Origin of the sequence: Noviherbaspirillum sp., from assembly GCF_035654295.1 — a bacterium.
In the GTDB taxonomy this organism is placed as follows: Bacteria; Pseudomonadota; Gammaproteobacteria; order Burkholderiales; family Burkholderiaceae_D; genus Noviherbaspirillum.
Genome location: NZ_DASRXF010000025.1, coordinates 1 through 23,548, shown reverse-complemented (window position 1 = coordinate 23,548; position 23,548 = coordinate 1). Strand labels below are relative to the sequence as shown.

The 23,548-nt window shown below is 58.8% G+C and carries 20 protein-coding genes, 2 tRNA genes and 1 pseudogene; 13 read left to right on the top strand and 10 right to left on the bottom strand.

Annotation, left to right across the window (positions count from 1 at the left end):
• Positions 1-73: 73 nt before the first annotated feature.
• From VFF99_RS03060 to VFF99_RS03040, 5 genes are all read right to left on the bottom strand, one after another.
• On the bottom strand, positions 74-958 hold the full coding sequence (locus tag VFF99_RS03060) for an HlyC/CorC family transporter (RefSeq protein WP_325014882.1): 885 nt from the start codon (positions 956-958) through the stop codon (positions 74-76).
• A 206-nt stretch (positions 959-1,164) separates the two neighbouring features.
• Positions 1,165-1,623: an rRNA maturation RNase YbeY gene (gene ybeY, locus VFF99_RS03055; RefSeq protein ID WP_325014880.1), complete on the bottom strand. Its 459-nt coding sequence runs from the start codon at positions 1,621-1,623 to the stop codon at positions 1,165-1,167.
• Positions 1,607-2,626, bottom strand: a complete 1,020-nt coding sequence (locus tag VFF99_RS03050) for a PhoH family protein (protein WP_325014879.1) — start codon at positions 2,624-2,626, stop codon at positions 1,607-1,609. Before VFF99_RS03050 ends, ybeY begins: the two co-directional genes overlap by 17 nt.
• 26 nt (positions 2,627-2,652) lie before the next feature.
• Complete coding sequence (miaB, locus tag VFF99_RS03045; RefSeq protein WP_325014877.1) at positions 2,653-3,993, bottom strand: tRNA (N6-isopentenyl adenosine(37)-C2)-methylthiotransferase MiaB; 1,341 nt, start codon at positions 3,991-3,993, stop codon at positions 2,653-2,655.
• A gap of 4 nt (positions 3,994-3,997) precedes the next feature.
• Complete coding sequence (locus VFF99_RS03040) at positions 3,998-4,309, bottom strand: hypothetical protein (RefSeq protein WP_325014875.1); 312 nt, start codon at positions 4,307-4,309, stop codon at positions 3,998-4,000.
• Between the two features lie 486 nt (positions 4,310-4,795).
• On the opposite strand from VFF99_RS03040, the gene VFF99_RS03035 reads away from it, so the two are divergent.
• The 6 genes from VFF99_RS03035 (at position 4,796) to VFF99_RS03010 (ending at position 9,417) form a co-directional block, all read left to right on the top strand.
• Positions 4,796-5,254 carry a CsgE family curli-type amyloid fiber assembly protein gene (locus tag VFF99_RS03035; protein ID WP_325014873.1) on the top strand — a complete coding sequence of 153 codons (459 nt, stop codon included), beginning with the start codon at positions 4,796-4,798 and terminating at the stop codon, positions 5,252-5,254.
• A gap of 49 nt (positions 5,255-5,303) precedes the next feature.
• Positions 5,304-5,741: a curli assembly protein CsgF gene (locus VFF99_RS03030; protein WP_325014871.1), complete on the top strand. Its 438-nt coding sequence runs from the start codon at positions 5,304-5,306 to the stop codon at positions 5,739-5,741.
• On the top strand, positions 5,738-6,733 hold the full coding sequence (locus tag VFF99_RS03025; protein ID WP_325014869.1) for a CsgG/HfaB family protein: 996 nt from the start codon (positions 5,738-5,740) through the stop codon (positions 6,731-6,733). Before VFF99_RS03030 ends, VFF99_RS03025 begins: the two co-directional genes overlap by 4 nt.
• A 162-nt stretch (positions 6,734-6,895) precedes the next feature.
• Positions 6,896-8,020 (top strand): hypothetical protein, encoded by a 1,125-nt coding sequence (locus tag VFF99_RS03020; protein WP_325014867.1) that lies wholly within the window; start codon positions 6,896-6,898, stop codon positions 8,018-8,020.
• Between the two features lie 367 nt (positions 8,021-8,387).
• Positions 8,388-8,699: a curli-like amyloid fiber formation chaperone CsgH gene (csgH, locus tag VFF99_RS03015; protein ID WP_325014865.1), complete on the top strand. Its 312-nt coding sequence runs from the start codon at positions 8,388-8,390 to the stop codon at positions 8,697-8,699.
• 91 nt (positions 8,700-8,790) lie between these two features.
• Positions 8,791-9,417 carry a glutathione S-transferase family protein gene (locus VFF99_RS03010; protein ID WP_325014863.1) on the top strand — a complete coding sequence of 209 codons (627 nt, stop codon included), beginning with the start codon at positions 8,791-8,793 and terminating at the stop codon, positions 9,415-9,417.
• Between the two features lie 64 nt (positions 9,418-9,481).
• On the opposite strand, the gene VFF99_RS03005 is transcribed toward VFF99_RS03010, so the two are convergent.
• Positions 9,482-9,555 (bottom strand) — tRNA-Met (locus VFF99_RS03005).
• Positions 9,556-9,661: 106 nt separating this feature from the next.
• Here VFF99_RS03005 and VFF99_RS03000 point away from each other — a divergent pair.
• From VFF99_RS03000 to VFF99_RS02975, 7 genes are all read left to right on the top strand, one after another.
• Complete coding sequence (locus VFF99_RS03000; RefSeq protein WP_325014861.1) at positions 9,662-10,978, top strand: site-specific integrase; 1,317 nt, start codon at positions 9,662-9,664, stop codon at positions 10,976-10,978.
• 110 nt (positions 10,979-11,088) lie between these two features.
• Positions 11,089-11,772 (top strand): hypothetical protein, encoded by a 684-nt coding sequence (locus tag VFF99_RS02995; protein WP_325014859.1) that lies wholly within the window; start codon positions 11,089-11,091, stop codon positions 11,770-11,772.
• 175 nt (positions 11,773-11,947) lie between these two features.
• Positions 11,948-12,145, top strand: coding sequence for a hypothetical protein (locus VFF99_RS02990; protein WP_325014857.1), 198 nt, complete (start codon positions 11,948-11,950; stop codon positions 12,143-12,145).
• On the top strand, positions 12,145-13,233 hold the full coding sequence (locus VFF99_RS02985) for a Rha family transcriptional regulator (RefSeq protein WP_325014856.1): 1,089 nt from the start codon (positions 12,145-12,147) through the stop codon (positions 13,231-13,233). Before VFF99_RS02990 ends, VFF99_RS02985 begins: the two co-directional genes overlap by 1 nt.
• Before the next feature lie 91 nt (positions 13,234-13,324).
• On the top strand, positions 13,325-14,236 hold the full coding sequence (locus VFF99_RS02980; protein ID WP_325014855.1) for a hypothetical protein: 912 nt from the start codon (positions 13,325-13,327) through the stop codon (positions 14,234-14,236).
• Positions 14,233-14,445 carry a Lar family restriction alleviation protein gene (locus tag VFF99_RS21295; protein ID WP_414691495.1) on the top strand — a complete coding sequence of 71 codons (213 nt, stop codon included), beginning with the start codon at positions 14,233-14,235 and terminating at the stop codon, positions 14,443-14,445. The genes VFF99_RS02980 and VFF99_RS21295 overlap by 4 nt, the downstream gene beginning before the upstream one ends.
• Positions 14,432-14,890 (top strand): hypothetical protein, encoded by a 459-nt coding sequence (locus VFF99_RS02975; protein WP_325014854.1) that lies wholly within the window; start codon positions 14,432-14,434, stop codon positions 14,888-14,890. The genes VFF99_RS21295 and VFF99_RS02975 overlap by 14 nt, the downstream gene beginning before the upstream one ends.
• A 749-nt stretch (positions 14,891-15,639) precedes the next feature.
• Here the strand turns inward: VFF99_RS02975 and VFF99_RS02970 are convergent.
• The 4 genes and pseudogenes from VFF99_RS02970 to VFF99_RS02955 form a co-directional block, all read right to left on the bottom strand.
• The gene (locus VFF99_RS02970) at positions 15,640-16,410 is read right to left on the bottom strand and encodes a hypothetical protein (RefSeq protein WP_325014853.1); all 771 of its coding nucleotides are present in this window, start codon (positions 16,408-16,410) and stop codon (positions 15,640-15,642) included.
• Positions 16,355-22,777, bottom strand: coding sequence for a hypothetical protein (locus VFF99_RS02965; RefSeq protein WP_325014851.1), 6,423 nt, complete (start codon positions 22,775-22,777; stop codon positions 16,355-16,357). Before VFF99_RS02965 ends, VFF99_RS02970 begins: the two co-directional genes overlap by 56 nt.
• Positions 22,778-22,931: 154 nt before the next feature.
• Positions 22,932-23,008, bottom strand: a tRNA-Met gene (locus VFF99_RS02960).
• A gap of 38 nt (positions 23,009-23,046) precedes the next feature.
• Positions 23,047-23,548, bottom strand: a pseudogene (locus VFF99_RS02955) (tRNA dimethylallyltransferase); the annotation flags it as partial.

The window sequence follows — 23,548 nt, the reverse complement described above, 5'->3', positions numbered from 1 at the left end:
GCGGCGGCGTCGTTTATCGTTATGCCGGCCCGCGCGCGGGCCGTATCAGGGGAGCGGAACGCATCGGCGCCGCTCACGACGCCGTCGCCACGCGCGGCTCGGCCAGCTTCTGCACCAGCAGCATGTGCACCTGGCGCGCGTCGGCGCGCAGCACTTCGAAACGGATCGTGCCGATGTCGAACACATCCCCCTTGCGCGGTACGCGCCCGAGGTGGTTGGCGACCAGTCCGCCTATCGTGTCGACATCGTCGTTCGAGAAGTCGGTGCCGAGCGTTTCATTGAACTGCCCGATCTCGGTCAGCGCCTTCACGCGCCAGCGCAGGCCGAGCGCGCCGTCGTTGACCGGCAGGATATTGTCCTCTTCCTCGTCGTAATCGTATTCATCCTCGATATCGCCGACGATCTGTTCCAGCACATCCTCGATCGTCAGGAGGCCGGCGACGCCGCCGTATTCGTCGACGACGATCGCCATGTGGTTGCGGTTGGCGCGGAAATCGCGAAGAAGCACGTTGAGCTGCTTCGACTCCGGGATGAAGACGGCGGGACGCAGCATGTCGCGCACGTCGAAGGATTCATCCGCGTAATAGCGCAGCAAGTCCTTCGCGAGCAGGATGCCGACCACCTTGTCACGGTCGCCGTCGACCGCGGGGAAGCGCGAGTGCGCGGTCTTGAGCACGAGCGGCATCCATTCGTCGATCGGCTTGTTGATGTCGATCACGTCCATTTGCGGGCGCGGCACCATGATGTCGCGCGCGGAGAGGTCGGATACCTGGAACACGCCTTCGATCATCGACAGCGCATCGGCGTCGATCAGGTTGCGCTCGTGCGCCTCCTGCAGGATCTTGAGCAGTTCGGCGCGGTTTTCGGGCTCAGGGGATATCAGTGCGGTCAGGCGCTCGAACAGGGAACGCTGAGGTTTGGTGTCAAGGAGTTTGGCACCACTAGGGTGATCTTGCATATGGCGGGAAGCCGTTGTTGACGTGGATATAAGCATACAACAAATGCGTGCGTGGGCTCAAAAAAACCCGGCAGGCATCTTGTCCGAAATCTAATGCCTGTTCAGTCTCTGGAGTGCGAGTCTGCCCGCAGGGTTCGACGCGGAAAGGGCTGGTGGTGCATCCTTTCCGCCTCGAACACGCATGCCGAACAGATCCTGAACAGACTCTAAGCCTCGGCGTACGGGTTGGGTTCGCCCAGGCTTGCCAGTATTTCAATTTCCAGCTGTTCCATTTCCGCCGCCTCGTGGTCGGTTTCATGGTCGTAGCCCTGCGCATGCAGCACGCCGTGCACCACAAGATGGATCGAATGCGACTCCACCGTCTTGCCTTGCTCGGCCGCTTCCCGCTGCAGTACGTCTGTGCACAGGATGATGTCGGCCTGCGTGACTTCGCTGTCCTCGTCCTCGGTATAGGCAAAGGTAAGCACATTGGTGGCGTAATCCTTGCCGCGGTACGCATGGTTGAGTGCGCGACCCTCCTCGGCATCGACGAAACGGATGGTCAGCTCGGCCGGGGCGAACAGCGCGGCCTGCACCCAGCGGCGCAGCTTGCTGCGTGTAATGATTTCCTTGAGGCGTGGATCCGGATACTGGACGGAGAGCGAGAGTTTATTTTCTGAGGGCATTTCTCAAGGCCGCGTTCTTGGGGGCGGCTGCATCATACGCATCGACGATGCGCGCGACCAGCGGATGGCGCACCACGTCGGCACTGGTGAAATTGGTGAAGGCGATGCCGCGCACCTGCTTGAGGATCTGCACCGCATCGACCAGGCCGCTCTTCTGCGTGCGCTGCAAGTCGATCTGGGTCACGTCGCCGGTGACCACCGCCTTGCTGCCGAAGCCGATACGGGTCAGGAACATCTTCATCTGCTCCGGCGTGGTGTTCTGCGCCTCGTCGAGGATGATGAAGGAATGGTTCAGCGTGCGGCCGCGCATGTAGGCCAGCGGCGCGATTTCGATCACCTGCTTCTCGAACAGCTTCTGCACGCGGTCGAAGCCGAGCAGGTCGTACAGCGCATCGTACAGCGGACGCAGGTAGGGGTCGACCTTCTGCGCGAGGTCGCCCGGCAGGAAGCCCAGGCGCTCGCCCGCTTCGACGGCCGGACGGGTCAGCACGAGGCGCTTGACCGCGTCGCGCTCGAGGGCATCCACTGCGCAGGCAACCGCGAGGTAGGTCTTGCCGGTGCCGGCCGGGCCGACGCCGAAGGTGACGTCGTGCTCGAGGATGGACTTGATGTACTGGGTCTGGTGCGGCGTGCGTCCGCGAAGGTCGTTGCGGCGCGTCTTCAAGACCGGAATCGCTTCCTCTGCCTCGTCGCCGGCGTCTTCCTTCGCTTCCGCGCCGTTGCCCTGGTTGACCGCGCGCTGCTCGACCAGCGCAAGCTGGATGTCCTCGACCGAAATGGCGTTGTCGGCGAGCTGGTAGAAATTCTCCAGCAATTCGACCGCTCGTGCCGCGTTGTTGCCGCTCACGACGAACTTCTCGCCGCGGCGGAATACCGTCACATCGAGGGCAGCGGAAATCTGGCGGAGGTTTTCATCCATCGGCCCGCAAAGGTGCGCAAGCCGCTTGTTATCGAGCGGGTCCGGAATGAAATGTTGCGGTTGGGCAGGAATTTTTGTTTTCAAAATAGGTTGATCTTATCGCTTGAGATTCACTCTTTGATGACAAGTTCTCCGCGCAGCGAGTGCGGATAGGCATGCACAATATTGACGTCGATCATCTGGCCGATCAGGCGCGCGGCATTCGGCCCGCCCGGGAAGTTGACGACACGGTTGTTCTCGGTGCGGCCCTGCAGCTCTTCCGGATTCTTCTTGGTCGGGCCTTCGACCACGATGCGCTGCACGCTGCCGACCATGCTTGCGCTGATGCTGCGGGTGTTTGCCTCGATCGTCGATTGCAGGCGCATCAGGCGCTTCATCTTCACGTCGTGCGGCGTGTCGTCATGCAGGTTGGCCGCCGGCGTTCCCGGACGCGGGCTGTACAGGAAGCTGAAGCTGCTGTCGAAGCCAATGTCCTCGATGAACTTCATCAGCTGCTCGAAATCCGCATCGGTCTCGCCGGGGAAGCCGACAATGAAGTCGCTCGACACCGATATCCCCGGACGGACCTCGCGCATGCGGCGGATCACCGACTTGTACTCGAGCGCGGTATAGCCGCGCTTCATCGCCATCAGGATGCGGTCGGCGCCGTGCTGCGCCGGCAGGTAGAGATGGTTGACCAGCTTCGGCACCTTCGCATAGGTGTCGATCAGGCGCTGCGTAAATTCCTTCGGATGGCTGGTGACGAAGCGGATGCGCTCGATGCCGGGCAGCTCCGCGATGTATTCGATCAGGAGCGCGAAGTCCGCGATCTCGCCGTCGGCCATCTCGCCGCGGTAGGCATTGACGTTCTGCCCGAGCAGCGTGATTTCCTTTACGCCCTGGTCGGCCAGCAGCGCCACTTCCGCCAGCACATCGTCGAAGCGGCGCGACACTTCCTCGCCGCGCGTGTACGGCACCACGCAGTAGCTGCAGTATTTGCTGCAGCCTTCCATGATGGACACGTAGGCGACGCCGCCTTCGACTTTCGCCGGCGGCAGGTGGTCGAACTTCTCGATCTCCGGGAAGCTGATGTCGACCTGCGAGCGCCCGGTCTGGCGGCGCTTGCTGATCAGGTCGGGCAGGCGGTGCAGCGTCTGCGGACCGAACACCACGTCCACATACGGCGCGCGCTTGATGATCGCCTCGCCCTCTTGCGAGGCGACGCAGCCGCCGACGCCGATCACGAGATCGGGCCTGGTCAGCTTCAGCTCGCGCAGGCGGCCGAGGTCGGAAAACACCTTTTCCTGCGCCTTCTCGCGCACCGAGCAGGTGTTGAGCAGGATGACGTCGGCTTCCTCGGGCGTGTCCGCCTTGACCAGTCCTTCGGACACGTTCAGTACGTCTGCCATCTTGTCCGAGTCGTACTCGTTCATCTGGCAGCCGAAGGTTTTGATGAATACTTTTTTCGGCATGGAATTACTGTTGCAAGGTGTTGATCTGCTTGGCGACCGGCACGCGCGCCTCTTCCGGCGTCAGGAGCCAGACGCGGTCGATGTCGCCCTGGAAGTTCTCCGTATAGTTCACCGCCAGGTTGCTGCCGCGGATCGCAGTCGCCATTTCGATCAGGTTGTCCTGGTTCCAGATCCGCGCGCCGGGCGACAGGCGGCGCAATTTGCCGTCAATCACGATTTCCGGGAAGGGCGCGGGCGTCATCGTGCCGCGCTTGGTCGGCGCCGGGAACGGACGGTCCGCGCCATACGCGGCCGCGCCGGCCAGCAATAAGGTCATCAAGACCGCGAGAAGAGGTCGGCGCCGCATCGTCACACCCCGGTCAATCCAAGCCCAAGCTGGGCGCAGTGAAGAAAGCGGAAACGTGCGCGCAAACACGGCGGCAAGGGCCTGCCGGCTATCGGCCGGTTCCGTCGGAAGAGGCGCCGAGTATAGCACGCTAGTACGTCCCCTGACGTTCCGGCATCGGATGGCAACCGGCGCACGAGCACGATGCGCGGAAGCTTTCAAAAAACACATCAAATGCAGCGCCGATTTAGATCAAAGCAAATAGCAGGTTTGCAATTTCTGTCTGCTGGTAATTCACGGAGTGTCGACCGGTACAACCATGCAAAGACCCTCCTTTTTCTTCTTCGCGATCGAGACGCGAGCACGACTCGAGGGAACGTTAAAGTGCGTGGAGAACCATCAATTAAGTTTGCAAACTGACAATCGCAAGGTATAGTCCGGTATTGTGTTTTTTGCATGTAAACTTTGCAACGAAAAATGAAAAGCCTTTTCGCTGTTTGTTTTCGCGCGCAGTATGCGCTCGCTTTTCTACTCACGGGCCCGCTGCACGCTGCATATGCCGGGGGCGCAGAAGGGCAAATCTCTCAGGCGGGGGGCGTTCGTATCAAACGCGAAGCGTACCCGGGGATCGTCGTGGACCGGACGGTGTCCGCCGCCGGGCACGAGTTCTACCGGCACTTCTCCGCCTTTTGGCGGGACCGGGAAATGGCGCAACGGTATGCGATTTCAGTGCACGAACGACCGTCGGCGCGCGGCGGCAGCATCTGGGTGGAGTATGCGCAACGCCGCGTTTTTCAGACCGCCTTGCCCGCTGCGCGTTCCGACCTGCTGGGGCTATGTGAGCAGGCGGCCGAGACGGTGCTGGAAAACGTGATGGAAGCGGAGGTGCAACAACTGCTCTTTCACGAAACAGACCTCGGTACCGATGAAATCTAGCGGATTGCTACTTATGTTTATGCAAAGACATGTCTTAAGGAAGAAAGGAATGTACAGCAAAAACTGCATTGCTTTGGCCGCCTGCGGCTGGCTCCCGGTCGCGGCGCTGCTCGCCGGCAGTGCCGGTGCAACCGAACTTGTTTACAACCACGTCAATCCTTCCTTTGGCGGCAGTCCGCTGAATGGTTCGGTGTTGATGGGCACTGCGCAAGCGCAGAACAAGACCAAGGACCCGGACGACCTGTCTAGCCGCCTGAGGGAAAAGACGGCGCTGCAGCAGTTCAATGAAAGCCTGCAGCGTTCCGTGCTGAGCCAGCTGGCGTCGGCGGCGATGTCCGGCATCATGTCGAACGGCAAACTGATCCCGGGTATTGTTCAGGCCGGGGACTTCAAGATCGCAATCGCCGACATGGGCAACGGCATGCTGCAGATCACGACGACCGACACGATCACCGGCGCGTCCACCACGTTCCAGGTGTCCCAATGAGTAGTGCAAGGCATGCCCATGCATTCGCCGTCGCGCTGCTCGCCGCCGGCACGCTGCTGGCCGGTTGCGCGTCCCGCGGCGGGCCTTCCGACACCGCGGGCGGGGCGAGCGCGCAGCTGACGCCGGTCACGAACATCACGCGCGACCTGGTCAGCCTGCCGCCGCCGAAGGGCAAGGTGGTGGCGGCCGTCTATGCCTTCCGCGACCAGACCGGACAGTACAAGCCCGCACCGGACAGCTCGTTCTCGACCACGGTGACGCAGGGTGCCGCCTCGATGCTGGTCAAGGCCCTGCGCGATTCAGGCTGGTTTACCCCGGTCGAGCGCGAGAACCTGCAAAATCTGCTCACCGAACGCAAGATCGTGCGCGCGCTGGAGACGCCGCAGGAGAAGAATGCGCCGATGATCCAGCTGCCGCCCTTGCTGCCGGCGACCGTGCTGATCGAAGGCGGCATTATCGGCTATGAAACCAATGTCCGCACCGGCGGTGCTGGCGCGCGCTATCTCGGCGTCGGCGCCGACAACCAGTACCGCGTCGACCAGGTGACGGTCAATTTGCGAGCGGTGGATATTCGCAGCGGCCAAATCCTCAACAGCGTGTCGACGAGCAAGACGGTCTATTCCTACCAGTTGCATACCGGCGTGTTCCGCTTCGTCAATTTCAAGGAGCTACTGGAACTGGAAGCGGGCTACACGCGCAACGAGCCGGCGCAGCTGTGCGTGCGGGAAGCGATCGAAGCCGCCGTCGTGCACCTGACAGTCCAGGGCCTCAAGGACGGCATCTGGGCGCTGAAGAATGAAAAGGACTGGAATGCTCCGGTGATCCAGTCCTACCTTAAAGCCAGCAAGGACGCGATGCTGGTTGACCCTGACGGGGCCGCTGCGGTGCCGAGGCAAGCTCCGCCGAAATCATCCGCGGTATCGTTAAGCCTACTCCCAATCGCATTCCTGCCTTCCCCGGTGCGTACCGCACCTGGAGGCCGCGTCGCATGACCTCGCATCCGCACAGCGCATAGCACGCCTATCACGTTCACTTTTTTCCGATTGCACTCCGCAGCAAAGCGGGGGGCATTGGGCACGATTTATCCAGTTCGCAGGGGCGCTGGATAGGTCTTCCTACGCCACGCCCCCGTAAAACTAAAGGAGTAAAGCAGCATGAAATTGAGACTCTCGGTAACGGCACTGGCCGTCTCCCTGGCTTGCCTGACCTTGCCGGCGGCGGCAAGTGACGCATTATTCAGCGCATCGATCAGCGCATCGATCAATCAGAGCGGCTTCAACAACGATGCCAACATCGAGCAGGAGGGCGGGATCGACGTAAAAGCGAAGATCACGCAAACCGGCAACGCCAACGATGCCGGCAAGTCGGGCGCCGAATCCAGGCCCGGCATCCTGCAGAGGGACAGCAAAGCCGTAGGCGCGACGATCATCCAGGAAGGCAACGACCACGAGGCCTCCATCAAGCAAATCAGCGTCGATGTCGCGAACGCGGTGGTGACCCAGAACGGCACGAACAACACAGGCAGTATCGAGCAGGACCGCGGCTCGACGCTGGGCGCCGCGATCGGGCAATCCGGTAGCAGCCTCGAGGCGTCGGTGACCCAGACGAATTCGCAAGTGTTCACCGGAGGCGTGATTTCGCAACACGGCAGTGAGCACCTTGGCGTGATCAGCCAGGACAACATGGAAAAGGGGAACGCAACGATCACACAGACCGGCAATAATAATGCCGGCACCGTGACGCAGAAGGCAGGCTTCCGTACGGAGGGTTCGATCCAGCAAGACGGTGCCGGCCATACTGCTTCCATTACCCAGCAAGAAACCAGCGATTCCTATGCTGGTGTGTTCCAGTTTGGTAATACCAATACTGGCACGGTGCTGCAGCAAGCGGTCAGTATGAACACCATGGCCGTCATCAATCAGCATGGTGACCAGAACGCGTCGACGATCACTCAGAAGAATGGTTCGACCCTGTCCGCGACCATCACGCAAAATGGCAACTTGAACCAGGCAACGGTGGACCAGGCAGGTGACAACCATTCCGCCGAGATCACCCAGCGCGGCGGCAACAGCAACTTCGCCAAGGTCACCCAGAACGGCGCCTGGAACAGTGCACTCATTACCGAGAACGGCAGCAACAACAGGGCCGAAATCAAGCAGGACGGTAACGGCCCATTCCTGATGCGTAATAGCGCCAGCATTCGCCAAGTGGGCAATGGTCGTGTCGCCTCGATCGTCCAGTTTGGCGGCGCAAACAACGCCGCCATTTTTCAGCACTGAGCCGGCGGGCTGCTGATTGCGGAGCGGGCCTTTGCGCCCGCCCGCCTTTCCCCGGGATCAGTCATGCCCGCAGACACGGATTTGCAGGTCTGGCCGAAACGCAGGAAGTCATTGCGGTTCTTGAATAAAGCGAGCCGGGGACATGCACCTCGACGACTAATGTCGCGGTGATGAGGCAAGGACCGGAACGCATTCGCCGATTCGACGATTACACATTGGCGATGCGACCCGCAGGTTGCGTGGTCGCGGCCGGCACGCCTCATCGTGTGTTTGGAAGGTGTGACGATCGGCTAGCACTGATCGATGTCGCCTGAAGTATCGCGAGAGGCGGGCAGTACGCCCGCCTCGCCCTTGAATTGGATAAATCATGATTGCCGACATGGATTTGCAGGTATGGCTGGCGACACAGGAGCGTAGCGCGCAGCCAGCGCTTGTGGTGCCGTATGTAAGGACCGACAAGGATGCGCATCTGAACTACAGCATGGAAGTCGTCAAGCGCGGCGCGGCCGGCAGTTCGCGCATTCGCCAAGGCGGTAGCATTAATGCCATCGCCGGCACCCCGACCGCGCTGGCGCAGGTGGCGGTGGACGTAAAGCCGGATGATGCCTGTTACATCGAAGTGATGCTGCGCTACGCCGGCGCCATGCACGGGCCGTATCGTTTCGACTGCCCGCGTTGATCGCGCGCCAAAGGGGTTGCTTGATCCTTCTTATAATCGTTCAAGAATGATCGGATTCCTCGGATATCCCTCTATCGAAAGGAGCACCCCCATGAGCGAGCTTGTGTTTTACACCAATCCGCAGTCCCGCGGGCGCATCGTGCACTGGATGCTGGAAGAGGTCGGCCTGCCCTACGAGACGGTGTGGCTGGAGTACGGTACGAGCATGAAGGCGCCGCCTTATCTTGCCATCAATCCCATGGGCAAGGTTCCCGCGCTTCGGCACGGCGATGCGGTAGTGACGGAGGCGGCGGCGATCTGCGCCTACCTTGCCGACCGGTTCCCGGAGCAAGGGCTGATTCCGCCTGCCGGCGATCCGCGCCGCGCGGCGTTTTTCCGCTGGCTGTTCTTCGCTGCCGGGCCGCTTGAAATGGCGGCGACCGTCAGGTCCATGCAGTGGCAAGTGCCGGAAGGAAAGAGCAGCGTGGTCGGTTTCGGCACTTACGAAGATACCTTGCACGCACTTGAAACCGCCCTCGCGTCCGGCCCCTACGTCTGCGGCGAGCAGTTTACGGCGGCCGATGTCTATCTCGGCTCGAGCCTGGGCTGGGGCATGATGTTCGGCACGATCGAGAAGCGTCCTGTGTTCGAGGCCTATGTGGGGCGGCTTTTCGGCCGCCCGGCAGCGCAGCGGGCAAACGCGCTGAACGAGGAGTACCTGAAGAGCGCAAAGCAGTGAAACAGTGAAACGGACCGCAGAACGAAAAAACCCGTGTTCCTTGCGAAACACGGGTTTTTGTATTTGGTGGTGATAGGTGGACTTGAACCACCGACCCCAGCATTATGAGTGCAAGAGAACCTGTCCATCTAAGTTTACGGAAGCCTTTTGGCCCACGTAAAATCAAGTACTTATGTCATAATTGTGTATCGGTGTCCACCTTTATACACCGCAGATTAAGTCCATAATAAGTCCACCGCAAAAAATGAGAAGAAAGATTACGCGGGAGTTGCTGCGCGACGAACCGCCACGGTCGAAGGCTTTTGACATCGCTGACACCGAGCTTAAAGGCTTTATTGCACGCATTACGCCCAGCGGAGTTAAAAGCTACGGCATACGTTACACCTCTCAGGCCGGCAAGCAGATGCGGTATTCATTGAAAATGACTTTCCCGTCCACGTCCCCAAGCGAGGCGCGCGAGGCGGCACGCATTCTTTTGGGGCGTATCGCGGTCGGCGAGGATCCAGCCGCGGAGAAAAAGGCCAAAAAGGCGGGCAAGCTCACTCTCGTCGGCTTCCTGAACGGCGACTATGGCGATCATCTCCGCAGTAAGACAAAAACCGCCGAGGCGACGATCCTGCGCCTAAAAAAAGTCTTCGCTCAGTTCAGCGACACTCCGCTTGAGGAGATTGACGCGATCACGATTGAGCGCTGGCGGAGTGCTCGCATCAGGGCAGGCATTGCTGCGGCCACAGTTAACCGCGACATCGGCGCACTGCGGCCGGTGTTCTCGCGCGCAATTGACTGGCAACTGCTGACCGAGCATCCGCTGAAACAGATCAAGCCACTGAAGAGCAATTCCGACCCGATCGTGCGTTACCTGACGGAGGCTGAGGAGGAGCGGCTACGTACCGCGCTTGAGCGGCGCGAACAACGATATCGGGACGAGCGGCAACGAGCAAATGCATGGCGCACCGCCCGGCGTCAGGAGTTACTGCCGGAATACCCGGAAACCGGGTATGTCGACTACCTAATGCCAGCAGTATTGCTTAGTCTCAATACAGGTATTCGCCAGGGAGAATTGATTGCACTCGAATGGCAAAACGTGCACCTCGAATCTCACGCACGCTTGTTCATCCCAGGCCGGCAATCAAAAAGTGGCCGTGGTCGTCACATTCCGTTGAACGATGAGGCTAAGGCGGTTCTGATGCGCTGGAAGGCGCAACAGGTTCACGGCCGGCTGGTTTTTCCGAGCCGCGAGGGGAGTGAACTAGTCGAGGTCAAGACTGCGTGGCGTACCCTATTGCGCGACGCTGAAGTCACAGCCTTCAGATGGCATGACATGAGACATCATTTCGCAAGCCGCTTAGTTATGGTCGGTGTGGACTTGAACACGGTGCGCGAACTGCTTGGCCACGCCGACTTGCAAATGACGCTGCGGTACGCCCATTTGGCGCCAGAACACAAGCTAAGCGCCGTGCAGAAACTGGTTCGCCGCCGGCAAATGACAGATGCAGTCCCGTCTGAGCAGGATACGGTGGACGAGCGTCCGGATCCACCCGCGTCGACGATCCTGTCTTGACTCAAGTCGTCCGGTAGCCGGCTGAACCTCCGACAAGGTTCCGCACCAGAAACCAATGCCATTGCCGCATGAGTTGCGACCAGCAGGCAAAAAACCAGGGAGAGAATAAGTTGAAAGCGAAGATTGTCCTGAGCGATGAACGCGATGAATACACAGTGGCGGACATTATCGGCATGCTAGCGGCAGTAAGCGCCGCGCATGCCGCTGAGACAGATCATGCTCAGCTCATTACGAAGCCGGCGCCTCCTGCCCCAGAAATGACAGCATCGAAATTTGATGACGAAACGGCAAGTGCGATTGCGCGCCGGCCGCCGCTGTTCTTGGTCGAACAGGAACGGTACTGGACCAACCGCGTGTGTATCGGCATTAGCAAAGGGACGTTGATCGCGCGGACCGGGGCGGGCCATCCCAGCCAAACGATGGACCAGTTCCTCGATTTATTCGTCACACGCAACGATCTGACTAATTGGTTACGCTCCGAGCACTATATTGTCGAAATTGCACCGCAGGAACGGCGTCTTTCCTGGAAAGTGCGTTCGTCAAGGCGAGCGGATGCGCTGACACCAATGATTGAAGCAGCGTTGTGGGCCGCCCATCGCGCTGGAAAGGAGCACCCTCCGAGCGCTAGAGAAGTGATGGACTGGATAAATGACAATAAGCCCGAGAACTTCCTCAGGCTGACGCGAAAACATGGTTTGCACCGAATTGAATACTTAAACAACAACGGCAGCGAGGACGGCGCTGACATCGATGCAATAGATCAACGGCTCCGGAGAGCGATCGAGCGCGCGTGACTCGCGGATTCGACGACCCACTCAAAAAACCTTCGCAAATCCGTCGATAAACGCGAAAACTCGTCGATTGATCGACGATTCCCGTCAAATCCAGATTCTTGGCAAATCGCTCCTACTGTACATATCGGACCACGGAAGCATCCGTGGATTTTTCAGTTTCCGATAGGAGTAGTCGATGTCCAAGCCTGTTTTTACGATTCGCCAATTTTGCGAAGACCACGACCTGTCCAAGGCGTTTTTTTACAAGCTCGTCCGTAACGGCCTCGGTCCCAAAGTGCTTAAAGTTGGTCGCCGCAGCATGGTTACCACCGAGGCCGCTGCGGAATGGCGTGCAGCGATGCAGGAGCGCTCTGGCAAGAAGGAGGGCGAGTAATGCCCGCCGTTCGCCGCCACTCGGTCTTGGACAGTGACGCGTTCGCGCCTGACCAAAAAGTCTCCTCCTTCACCCTGACTAACTTGGTGCATCTGCGCCACGGGCAGCCGTTCACTAATTCGTTGGTGATCGCGCAGGTGTTCGAGCGCCAGCACAAGAACGTACTTCAGTCGATCGATGTTCTCATCGCCGACGGAATCATTGGACGGCTTGAATTCCAGCCGTCGTCATATCTGAACAAGCAAGGAAAACGGCAGCGCATGATCGAACTGACGGAGCGCGCCGCCCTGATTGTGCTGCCGTTTGTCGGCGGCAAAAAAGCACGCGAAGGGCAAGCGCGCTTTGTCGACGCATTTCTTTCTATTCGCAGCCTGACTGACCAACGGAACGGCACCTGGACGGAAAGTCGTCGGCAAGCGACCGTCAGCTTTCAGGCGATGATGGAGGCGTTGTCGGTCGTGCGCAAGGAGGACGGTAAGCTGACGCTCCCGCATCATTTCGCCAACGAATCAAAGCTCATCAACTTCGCGGCGTTTGGCAAATTCGAGTCCGTTGACCGGGACGGTCTCTCCCAAGCGGACCTGCAGTTCTTGGAAAAGCTCGAAACTAAAAACATCTTTCTGATCGCCAAGAACTGCTCCTACCAACAACGCAAAACAGCGCTCGTTGCGTACGCGAATGCATTGCGCGCGGCGTCCTTCTCCTCGTCTGTGCGCGCCCTCGCCGCCGATGAGGTTGCGAGGCCGCCGTCGGTCATCGGCGCTGTAACGACCGGAGACATCGTGCTCCCGAAATGGGGCCTCACAGCGACGTTGGGCGACACGATCCCCGTAGCAGTTGCAGAGGTCAGCGTTTTCAGTGGCCAGCCGATCTTCATCGAAGCCGCTGATGGTCACGATGCCGGTGTCGGCACAGACGACGAACGTCTCGACGGCTACGCGCGTACTCCCATCGATGCATTCAATGCGTCGCTGTGGGACGAGGATCTCGGTGAACCGGTCGACCCGCCGACCAAGAAATCTGACAAGGCACGGATCTGGGCAGCTGTGCAGACGGCAATCGCAGAAGCTCAGTCGAACCGCAAGTAGCGGGGTTGCTATTCCTCCAATCAGAGCGGCGCCTCTGCTCACTGATGAAAGGCGTCCGCCATCCATTTTCTCTTTGACAGCAGGAGAATAGATGTCCAAGAAAGTCATGATCGACCCTGAACTCAAGTCGTTCCTCACCTCGCTTACCACAGATGAATACGCGGCACTGGAGCAAAGCCTCCTCGCGGAGGGTTGCCGGCATCCGCTCGTGACCTGGAATGGAATTTTGATTGATGGGCATCACCGCTATGAGATTTGCAAGCGGCACGGCATTCCGTTTCATGTCGTCGAGCACGGACGCCTGGATAGCCGCGAATCGGTGCTGCTGTGGATGCTGCAAATGCAACTCAGCCGCCGTAACTTGACGGATTATCAGCGCATCGAGATGGCGACCAAACAGGAAGAGTTGATCGCTGCGCGGGCCAAGGCGAAACAGGAGGCCGGTGTCAACCAGCATTCGAGCCCGTCGACAAATTTGTCGAAAGCCCCCGCTATTGATACTCGTCGCGAGATCGCCGCTCGCGCTGGAGTCTCTGAGGGTACGGTTGCCAAAGCAAAGTCGATCTCTGCACACGCCGTGCCTGAAGTGATTGATGCCCTGCGCAATGGCGCCATCACGATCGATGCGGCCGCTCAAGTCGCTACGTTGCCACCGGCAGAGCAGTCTGCACTTGCCGCTGCAGGAAAGCACGCGATCAAGGCAGCGGCCAAGCACGTGCGCGAGAGCAAGAAAAAACGCGTCGCAAACCAAACGACGACGGCAATGGCGCTGAACCCGCAACAAGAAGATCTGCCGCCTGCACTGTTGGAGGAATTGCAGACGCTCCGAATGGAAAACGCTGTGTTGCGTACCGAGAATGCCGAGTTGAAAGAACGCATCGTGCTGTTGCAGGCCGGCCGTGCAGGGGTGGCGGGACTGACGCAGCCCGAAAGCCAATCTGGCGGCGTGGCGCCGGATGAAGACGACAGCGACGCACTGGTCGAGTGCGACTACACGGTATGAAAAAGTACACCACTGTCAGTGTAAGCACGACAGAACTTCTTCCTTGTCCCTTTTGCGGCAGTCGGGCCACGCTGTCATCACTGCCGATGTCGCCGAGTTGGTGGCGTGTCCGGTGCGATTCGTACCACTGCGGAGGTTCGACCTGGGCGATGGGCGAGGCTGAGGAGGCCGTCAACGCATGGAATCGGAGGGCCAATGAGCAAGGCTAATCATCGCAAAGGAATGCTGCCTTTTCAGTTTGTCGCCATTCCAGTCGAGATAATCCGCTCGGCTGAATGGCAAGCGCTGCCGTCTAGTGCCAAGGCACTCGCCGTCGATCTGATGGCGCAGTACTCGGGCAAGAACAATGGACGGCTCTGCACGAGTTTTGAGGTTATGTACAGGGACTTTGGTTGGGTCTCGAAGGAGACCTTGGTAAACGCGAAACGGGCATTGTTGGGTTGTTCTTTCGTGGTTCTTACGAGAAAGGGGCATGCGCCGCGGACGGCGGAGTGGATCGGCTTTACGTGGTGGAAGCTCGATTATGAGGAGTCGATGGACATTGATCCGCGCCGATTTCCCTACTTGAATTTCCTGAGCTTGAAACGGCTGGATCCGAATGACGAAAGGGAGGTGGCTAAACCGGGACTTCGTGTGGTACGAAAACCGAACTGACACCTCCAAGATTAGTCGCTACAAGGTCCGGATTTCGTTCCGATGGACGGCAGGGTAAGGCAACCATGAGAACGGAAATCGAACCACGCTCCGCAGTTGAATCGTGATTTTGGTTATCAGTCCGTTTTTCGTACATGGTATAGATGTTGCCATCTCTATCTGGACCAGACGCCCTCCGCACAGCACTTGTGGCTGGCTCCGGCCGGGTGCTTCTGCATCCCCGGAGCAAGTCTGCTACACGGCAGCCCAGCTCGAGTCCACATCACTCAACGCAGATTTCTGCATGAAATATAATCGCCCCAGCCGCAGCGACGTAGCATGGTTCAGTTCGCTCACGTGCTAATTGAAGTAGCCGTTGTTACAAGCGCGTCTGTTTGTGAGGCGTGAACAGCCGTCGACAACACGCAAAGTGACGCACTTGGCGAACATGAGTACGAACTGACGCGAGATTTTTCGTTGAGAACTATTCACTAGAAAGGGCGGGCGCCATGACTGCGTCAAAGCGATGGACCGATGAAGCTCGTGCTCGGCAGGCAGCGCTAATACGTACTTGGAAACCGTGGACGAAATCGACGGGGCCAACGTCGGAGGCGGGTAAGCATCGCTCCGGCCAGAACGGTCGTCGTGCGAATCCCATTCGACGCGAGCTTGCCGATATGGTGGTCGAACTTAAGATCGTGATGCATCAGATGAATGCCGCCCAGGCTCGACGTCGACGATAACGCAGTCTGCGACATTCGTCGACGACATCATTCCTCGGACTCTAAATCCCTGGTTTTATCGCCATCTTTGTTGCGCTTGTCAGGCGCGACCTTCGTCCAACGGGTCAGCAAATTGTCTAGTTCAGCTTGCATGCCCTTCAATTGAGTAACGATCGCTGAGTGGATGTTTGATTCTGAGGACGGCTCTTGCTGCTCGGGTTCAGAATCACTGCAAGCAGTATCGGGATGGGCCTCATGGGTTTTTTCATCGTCACTCGCGTCAAGCCCTACATATTTCACAACGACCTTTGGCGGCTTCGGCGGGAACTCGAAAAACGGTAGCCACTGCTCAAGGACTTTTTGCAAGAAAATTTCTTCGTCCTCAAGCGCTCTTGCCTCAACCTCGGAGACCGGACGTGGACGCGTAATTTGCGTAAGCACGATGCCCCCGAGCACGATGCGGCATAGGGTCTCGAACATTTCATGGAGAAGTTCGTCATAAGTGCCGTGCCGTTGGAAACGTTTCCATGGGTCGGCTTCGGGAATCAAACGACTGAGTACTGCGATGGCATCTCGGTAGCCGCCCAATGGATCGGCTTTTTCCGGCAGGGCCCGACGGTGAGCCCATAGCTTGAGAATGACGTCGACTGCCCGCTGTTCGGCCGCTGCCTTAGCAGGGCCGTCCGCACGATCAGCTTCGGCGATAAGTTCAGCAAGGTGGTGTGCCAGCCAGCGCTCCAACACCGTACCACGGTCGTCCAGCTCAAGTTCGCGGACAATCGCCTGCCCAAGTGCCAAGACATCCTTCGGCGACTTCAAGAGTGCCTCCGCCGCAGAGTCGGTAGAGTCGGTCGAATCGTCCTTCTGGCGTCTTATCTTCTTCATCGCCAGAGTATCGTCGATTTTCACGTCCACGTCGTATTACCCCCACCTCTATGATTAGGTCTAACCCTTGGTTCCGCAGAAATTCCTGCAACTGTCCCTTGTGTACAAGTAGGCGCCAGCCGGCGGCAGCGAAATTTCCTGTGTATTGATCATCGTCGTCGGTACGCTCGCCCCACACTTCATGGACAAACATTGGAGGCTGTGGCAAGTTGCTGATCCAGCGTGTGTGGGTGGCGTGGTCTCGGCTCAAGCTACAAGCTTTGCTGACGCGGCGCCCCGGAAGCGCCATGATAGTCGATGCGGATCCCCGAAGCGGGTCTTTCTCGTCGATCCCAATGTCCCTTCTTGGCCTCTGCAGCCATCCGAGGAGGAGGTAAGGATCTTCCGCGATTTCGCTGTCTTCATCCTCGTCTGGCAACTTATAGTCCCAGGTGTCCCCCATCGTTTGTAAGGCACGCAGTAATGAGTTGCCTGTCCCGGGAGCGACAAGCGCGCTGGCGATACTGACAGTTTCAAGCCGGTCGTTTGTCCGGCGTTCCGCATCGCCGGCTACAACGACATACTCCATCTGGTCCTCGGGAAATATTTCAGCGCGATGGTAGGATTCTTCAACCGCGAGCGTCCACTCCTTTCGAGGGCGCTTGTCAGCCTGCCAATTGCGCATGACGAGGGGAATGGGGGTCAGCAAATCTATGGACCACAGCGGTGGCTCGGACAGCTTTTCTCGCCTAATACGAGCCAGCATGTCGTGCCAATCATCGTCGCTATCGATCTTGACAAGGGGAGCTGACTTCATCAACTCGCCCGCTGCGCACCACATTGCATGCCACTCGAGATGGTCATGGAGCCGTTCAACGGTAGGCTTGGAGCCGTGACTGTGGCTACTAAGTCTCCAGTTCCAGTCCTGAAACCGCTCGCGCCGCGGTTCCTTGTCGAAGGCGCGAATGTCACCGCTGTAGCCCCAGACATCAATGATCCAATGCTCGACCTCTTGAAGAAAACGTTCGCCGTCTACATCGGCAAAGGTGCTCAGTATCGGCTGGTACCAGTATGGAATTGTGTCCATCCAGTTGAACTCGAATCGGCGCGTCTGGCTTTCTTGCGAGAATCCGTTGCGCTCGAATTCACGCTCGGCCGTCTCGGCTTGGGCCATACGAGAGACGGGTGGCTCGTTGACCCTCCGCAGTCGTGACTCCTCCTCAGGGGACAAGGACAGGCGTTTGGTCGCCACGAGCTTTTCGCAGGCATCGCGTGCGAATGACCTCACAAGCAAATGCGGAAAGGTCTCATCGAGTGCGATCTGAAGCAATACCGGTCCTGCATGGCTAGCAATATCAGGGCGTTCTTCTGCTATACGGTCCCAGGATAGAGCAAACCACAGGCGCGCGGCGAGCCAGTAAAACGGAAGCCGCCGACCACGGAATACCTCCTCGGTCCGTCGCTGGTATTCTTTGGTCAATGCAATCAGCGTCGCGACATCATTGGTGCGTGCGAGGCGCCGGACTGCATGTGCCGCTCGCCAGCGCATGCGAAGATCGCAATCGCCCATGAAGGCATATAGGAACCGTGCCACTGCTTCGTCGATGTTTTGCGGCAGTTCATGTTCTGGAGCTGTCTGATCTCGGTGTTCCGCCGGGATTCGATTTGCGAGGCGAGATGCATACCACTCGGCCACGCCGGCAGCGTCGGCTGGAGAAAGGTTGCGGCCGGCCAGTCCGGCAAGCGCGAAAATGTGCTCAGAGGCAAAACCGTCTACATGGAGTTCAATTCCCCGCAGGATAAGCTCTGGCAACCGAGCGTCGGGTAACTCCGTCCGCTTGAGTGCCAGCGATAGTTGATTGTTGCCGAATTGCAGGTAGTGCGACAGTTCCGGCAGCCGCTTGACGATCACATCTGGTAGTCTCGTCCGACACCACTCTTTTACAGCAGGGCTGTCGCGCCAAGCATCAACCGCCTGGAGCAATGCCTTTGCTGCATCATCCGTGACAGTCAGGTTCTCGACTTCAGCAAGAGCCGAAAGATACGCGACGCGGTCCCGTGGCAATACAGCATTTAACGCACCTTCTAGAATGACATTCACTGGGACATACTTGCCTTCGGACCTTGCACGGTCGCGCAACGCCTTGACCGTCGACTGGAGCCGCGAACTGTCGAGTAGGGTGTCGCGGTCCCATACATGTTCGCAATGATTATCATCGGCTTTTTGCGCTGGCTCGGACTGATCATGAACGTTGGCCGGCGGTTCGGACGTGATTTGTGACAGAAAGCGGTTTTGACGGCGTAGCGCGCCTGTCCACAGGCCGTCCGAGCCGTGCTGTTCGATGAAGCCAGTGACAGCTTTGCAGTAATGTTGGCCGTGTCGCACCAGCGCGTCATGGGCGGCTTCCTCTATGAACGTCGGCAAATTCGGCAGATTAATCGCGACGGCCTGCTCCAGTACGTTGGTGAGTACGTCTTGGTCCTGGTTCAGGAGCAAGGCAACCGCCACCCCTTGTGCAGGTCGAATCAATCCATTCTGCAATCCAATCTTAAGCAAGTCCGGCAACGTATCGCGCAGAGGGACGACTGCTTCATCGCACCAGCGAGCTGCGTTTGCCAAAGCGAGGGGGGCATCAAGGCGCACCATTGCCGACATGGATTCATGCCAGGGAAAATGATCGTAACCGTCCAGCCGGATGGCGGCGTCGGCAATGACGTCGGCAACCTCATGGGCGGTCGCTCGCGTATTCGAGAACCTGCCGGTACCGCGAACGATTAACTCGTTCAAAAGCCTGATCTGAGCCATGGCTTCCTGATCCAGATCGCTTGCAGCTTCTACCGCACAATTAAAGATCGCATTCGCATCTGCCGCGCTAACCGGTTTGATCAAACGAGCGTAGGTCACCAGCGCCTTGGATTTGTCGTCCGCGCCAATCCTCATTTTGTGCGTCTCCGCGGCTGCAGCGGCGACGTCTTGCAGTAGCGACGCATGCAACTCCTGTCGAAGGCTCAAACGTGCGACAAGCTGCTCGTTGGGAATGCTGTTACCTAGCTGCCACCGACCGTGTATTTTCGTGGCGAACGCTTTCAATTTTTGTGGGTCGTATCCGGCCGCCAAAAGAACCAGAAGGCTCGCCGCTGCATGCTCGCGCATAGCAGTGGAACCGGGTTCGCGAGTGAGCCGCCATGCCTCTCGTTCAAGGGCAGTGACAGCTGAGCGCAGGGTTTCATCCAATTCGACGGCCGACTTTCGATTAACCAGAGCATCTGCAGTCGCGGCATAGATGCCAAATACTGCGCCCGTTAGATCCAGCAACGGGCGATCGTGCTCTTCCGCATGACGTGCGGCTTGCCGGCGCTCGCGATCATCGATAGGCTCGGGTCGCGGCTCGAAGATGTTCTTAGTGGCTGGCTTGCGACCAGCGCGTGTCTCACGCAAGGCATACGCGCGAAACAAGAAATCCAGCTTCGTACCCTCGTGCGGGTATCGCCGGTCGATGCGGCGTAACATTGGATCAAGAAAGCCGTTCAGCACACCGTCGACCAGTTCACTTGCGAACCCATTGCCGGTAAGAACCTCGCATGCAGTCAGGCACGTGTCGAGGATGAGCCTATGTAACGAGTCGCCGTCGTGGTAGCCATTGAAGAAACGCTGCAGCTTCAGCTTGCGTCGGCACAGTTCTGTCAAGCCGCGCGCCATTAAATTTAGATCGACTGGGCGTCCGGCCAATGCCAATGGAGTCAAGATGAACAACTCTCCGATCGGCCCAAGGCCGCCGGAATCGATGATAGCTTCAAGGTCACCGATGCGGTCCTCTGCAACTAGGCGCAGCGGAAGCGAGACCGCGACATCTAGGGCAATTCGCTTCGGCGTCCAGCTTTGCAGAGCTTGGACTGCTGCCTCTGGCCCTTCCAGCCTGAGTGCAGCCTCCACTAAGCTGGAAATGTCCGAAATACTGATGTCCCACGCCGCTCGGCGCTTTCCAGTTCCAACGCCGTCATAGTGGTGTTTACGGGCCTGCATCCAAGCGCTCAGTAGGCGGCGGCCTTCCCGCACGGAGATCGCATCGCCTTGCTCTGCATCGACTGACAGCTTCTGGAAAAGCAGTGGCCCATGGGATTCAATATGGTCTGAATCGGATAGGATCAAACGCCCCGCCGTCTCCTGCGCAAAGCGTGCAGCCATGTCAGGATTGTCTACAAGCAGTTGGCGTAAGGCTGCCTCGGTTTTGATACCTTCTGCGCCAATCACGACGAAGCGCATTGCTCGCGGGACGTCACCTGCCTCTCGACAGACTTTAATTGCTAGGCGCAGACGCAAGAGTTCAGCTTCTCGGCGCAAAACGGGATCGGTCACGGCGGCGGGAGCTGGCTCCCGTTCGACCAGTTCCAGAAGTTCCGCACCGCGGTTTGCAGAAATGAGTGCGGGCGCAACGTGCATTGCTGCATACGGATCATGTGCCGCGCGCGCGAGTAGCCTTGATGCAGCGGCCTGATGGATGTCACCAAGCTGGGTCGTGCCTTCGTTGCGGACAAAGTCCTCAAAGTCCTCATCGGCGAAGCTGACTGTGCCGTTGTTGGTCCGTATGCCAGGCGCGAGATCGGCGCAGACGTCTGCAAGCTGGGCTTCGGTACTGCTTAGCACAGCAGCCAAGTCATGTAATGGAACAGGGCGCGGCAACGCGATTAGGCCGGCACAGAGCCTTGCGACCTCAGTGCGGTTGCCGCTTTTGCTGAGCGCCTTGTCAAACTGCTGTTGAAAGATGTCGTCAAGTGACTTCCCGGTCGGCCTCAAGCGGTCAAGTGCACTTGATGGAGGAGCACCATCCGTCTCTAAGGCATATGCTTGCACGCGCGGCACCCCGCCCGACAAGTGATGGAAATCCTCTATCCAAGGGTCGGGGGCCGCCCAAACGCGGCAAACATTTTCGCGCGTCTCTGACAAAAGAAAGGGGGCGATTCTGATCGTCCGGTACGCCGTCGGCAGTTGCAGTTGCGACAGGCGTCCAGTCCGGGCGGTAACAATGAACCGTACATTTTCCGGTTGACCAGTAATGCCGATGAAGTCACGGATGAAGCATGGCTCTTCGGGCACGCGGCTATTTGCTGCCGTTATTGCATTGTCGGCAGCGTCGACCGCGACCACAACCAGTGCTCCAGGCGTCTGCGCGGCTACCGCTTCGGCTGCGTGTTTCAGACGAGTTGCGAAGAGTCGTGGGTAATCCGAACCTTGATGCCGTGTAAGAAGCAGCGGCAGCTTGAGGTTCGCTGCGAGTTCGTTCGTCAATTGCAGAAATGCGTCGGCCGGACGATGTCGCAGCGCGCTAGGATCCAGGTATCGGCCGCCGCCATAGCAGTCGTACTTGATCATGATCGAACCGGCCGGAAGGTCGCCTTCGATCTCCTGTAAGGCTGTCGTTTTTCCTACCCCACCGGTACCGTGCAGGCAAAGACGCTGTACGCCAGATAGAAGGAGTTCAGTGGCTTCACGAACCGGCGCGCGGCTAACGGGGGCCTTAACGAGCGTGAATTGCGGCGGACACGGAAACAAGGCGGAGTTGTGGGACGTCCCAAGGCGAAGCGTGACGGATTCGCGAGTGATTACCTCGCCGGCAAACTCCGGTCTCATGCGGTGCCTGACGAATTGCCTCAGGTCCGTTACAACGCGCTGGACGTCGTGATCGGTCCAGTCCGCGATGGTCCGCAGCACTTGTTCTTCAAGTGCAAAGCGCGAGCCGGCACCCGCCTCGAAGCGGATCGACGCGGAGAAGGCTTGAAATTCTGTCGCGTCCAGCCCAGCTGCATAAGCCAGTTTGGCTTCTGCCGCCGCCTTGTCACCCGGCTTTCTTGTTGGTATGGCCGAAGGATTCTTTGCCGAACGGGCGAAGGCTAAAACGACCTCTTGGTCAACAGGTTGGTTGCTGATCAGAACAACATCTGGATCTGAGCGGCCTTGGCGAAGGCCGCGCAAGCCGTGCCAGGCCTTCGCCAAACGGGCGATGACTGACTTATCCCGCCGCATGCCCCCAGCTAGTCTGGCAACCGTCCACGGTGCGTCAGGCGTGGCGGCAGAATATTTCAACTGCTCAAGAACCACATGCCTTGCTGTCGCTGCGTCCCGACCGCCAAAGTATAGGGCGCAGTCAACACCATCCCAAGTTTCTACTGCCGTTCCGGCCTCATCCGTGGCGGCAAGTCCTTCAACCGTCAGGGCCTCAAGGTCGTCATTGTTCGCCAGAAGGCGAATGGCATGGCGGGTCGCCCACAGTTCGTGAAAGTCATCGCCTGTGTTGGAGCCGCGCGCCCCCCTGAATTCAGTCAACCTTATCTCCTATGCAGAGCCGGCCTTGCCATCAAAGAAGTCGCCCATCGCTTGTTTGCCTGCGGAAGAAGTCCACAAAAAGTCCACAGACAAAAAAGCCGATCTCAAGGGATCGGCTTTGTTTGTGCAAGTGATTGATTCACTTACAGGTATTTGGTGGTGATAGGTGGACTTGAACCACCGACCCCAGCATTATGAGTGCTGTGCTCTAACCAGCTGAGCTATATCACCAAAATAGCCCTAAATTATGCGCAATCCCGTAACGCTTGTCAACACTTTCCTGCTTGCGAACCATCAAGCGTCGTTGCGACCTTGGTGAATACGGAGCGCGCCGCATCCGGCGCATTGCAGTCGATGACAAACCGGTCATCCATGGAACGCAGCCAGGTAAGTTGCCGTTTTGCCAGTTGCCGCGTCGCGAAAATCCCCTTGTCGCGCATTGTCGCAAAATCGCAGGCGCCGTCCAGGTATTCCCACGCCTGGCGGTAGCCGACACAGCGCATCGACGGCAGGCCGAGGTGCAGGTCGCCGCGGGTGCGCAATCCGGCGACTTCTTGCAACAGTCCTCCGCCTGGCGCGTTAAGCATCGCGTCGAAGCGGGCGGCAATGCGCTGGTGCAGGATGCTGCGATCCGAGGGTTCGAGCGACAGCGGCAGGATGTCGAACGGCAGCTCGGCCTTCGGTGCGCGCGCGAGCAACTGCGACATCGGTTGCCCGGTGAGTGCGAAGATTTCCAGCGCGCGCTGGATGCGTTGCGAATCGTTCGGCTTC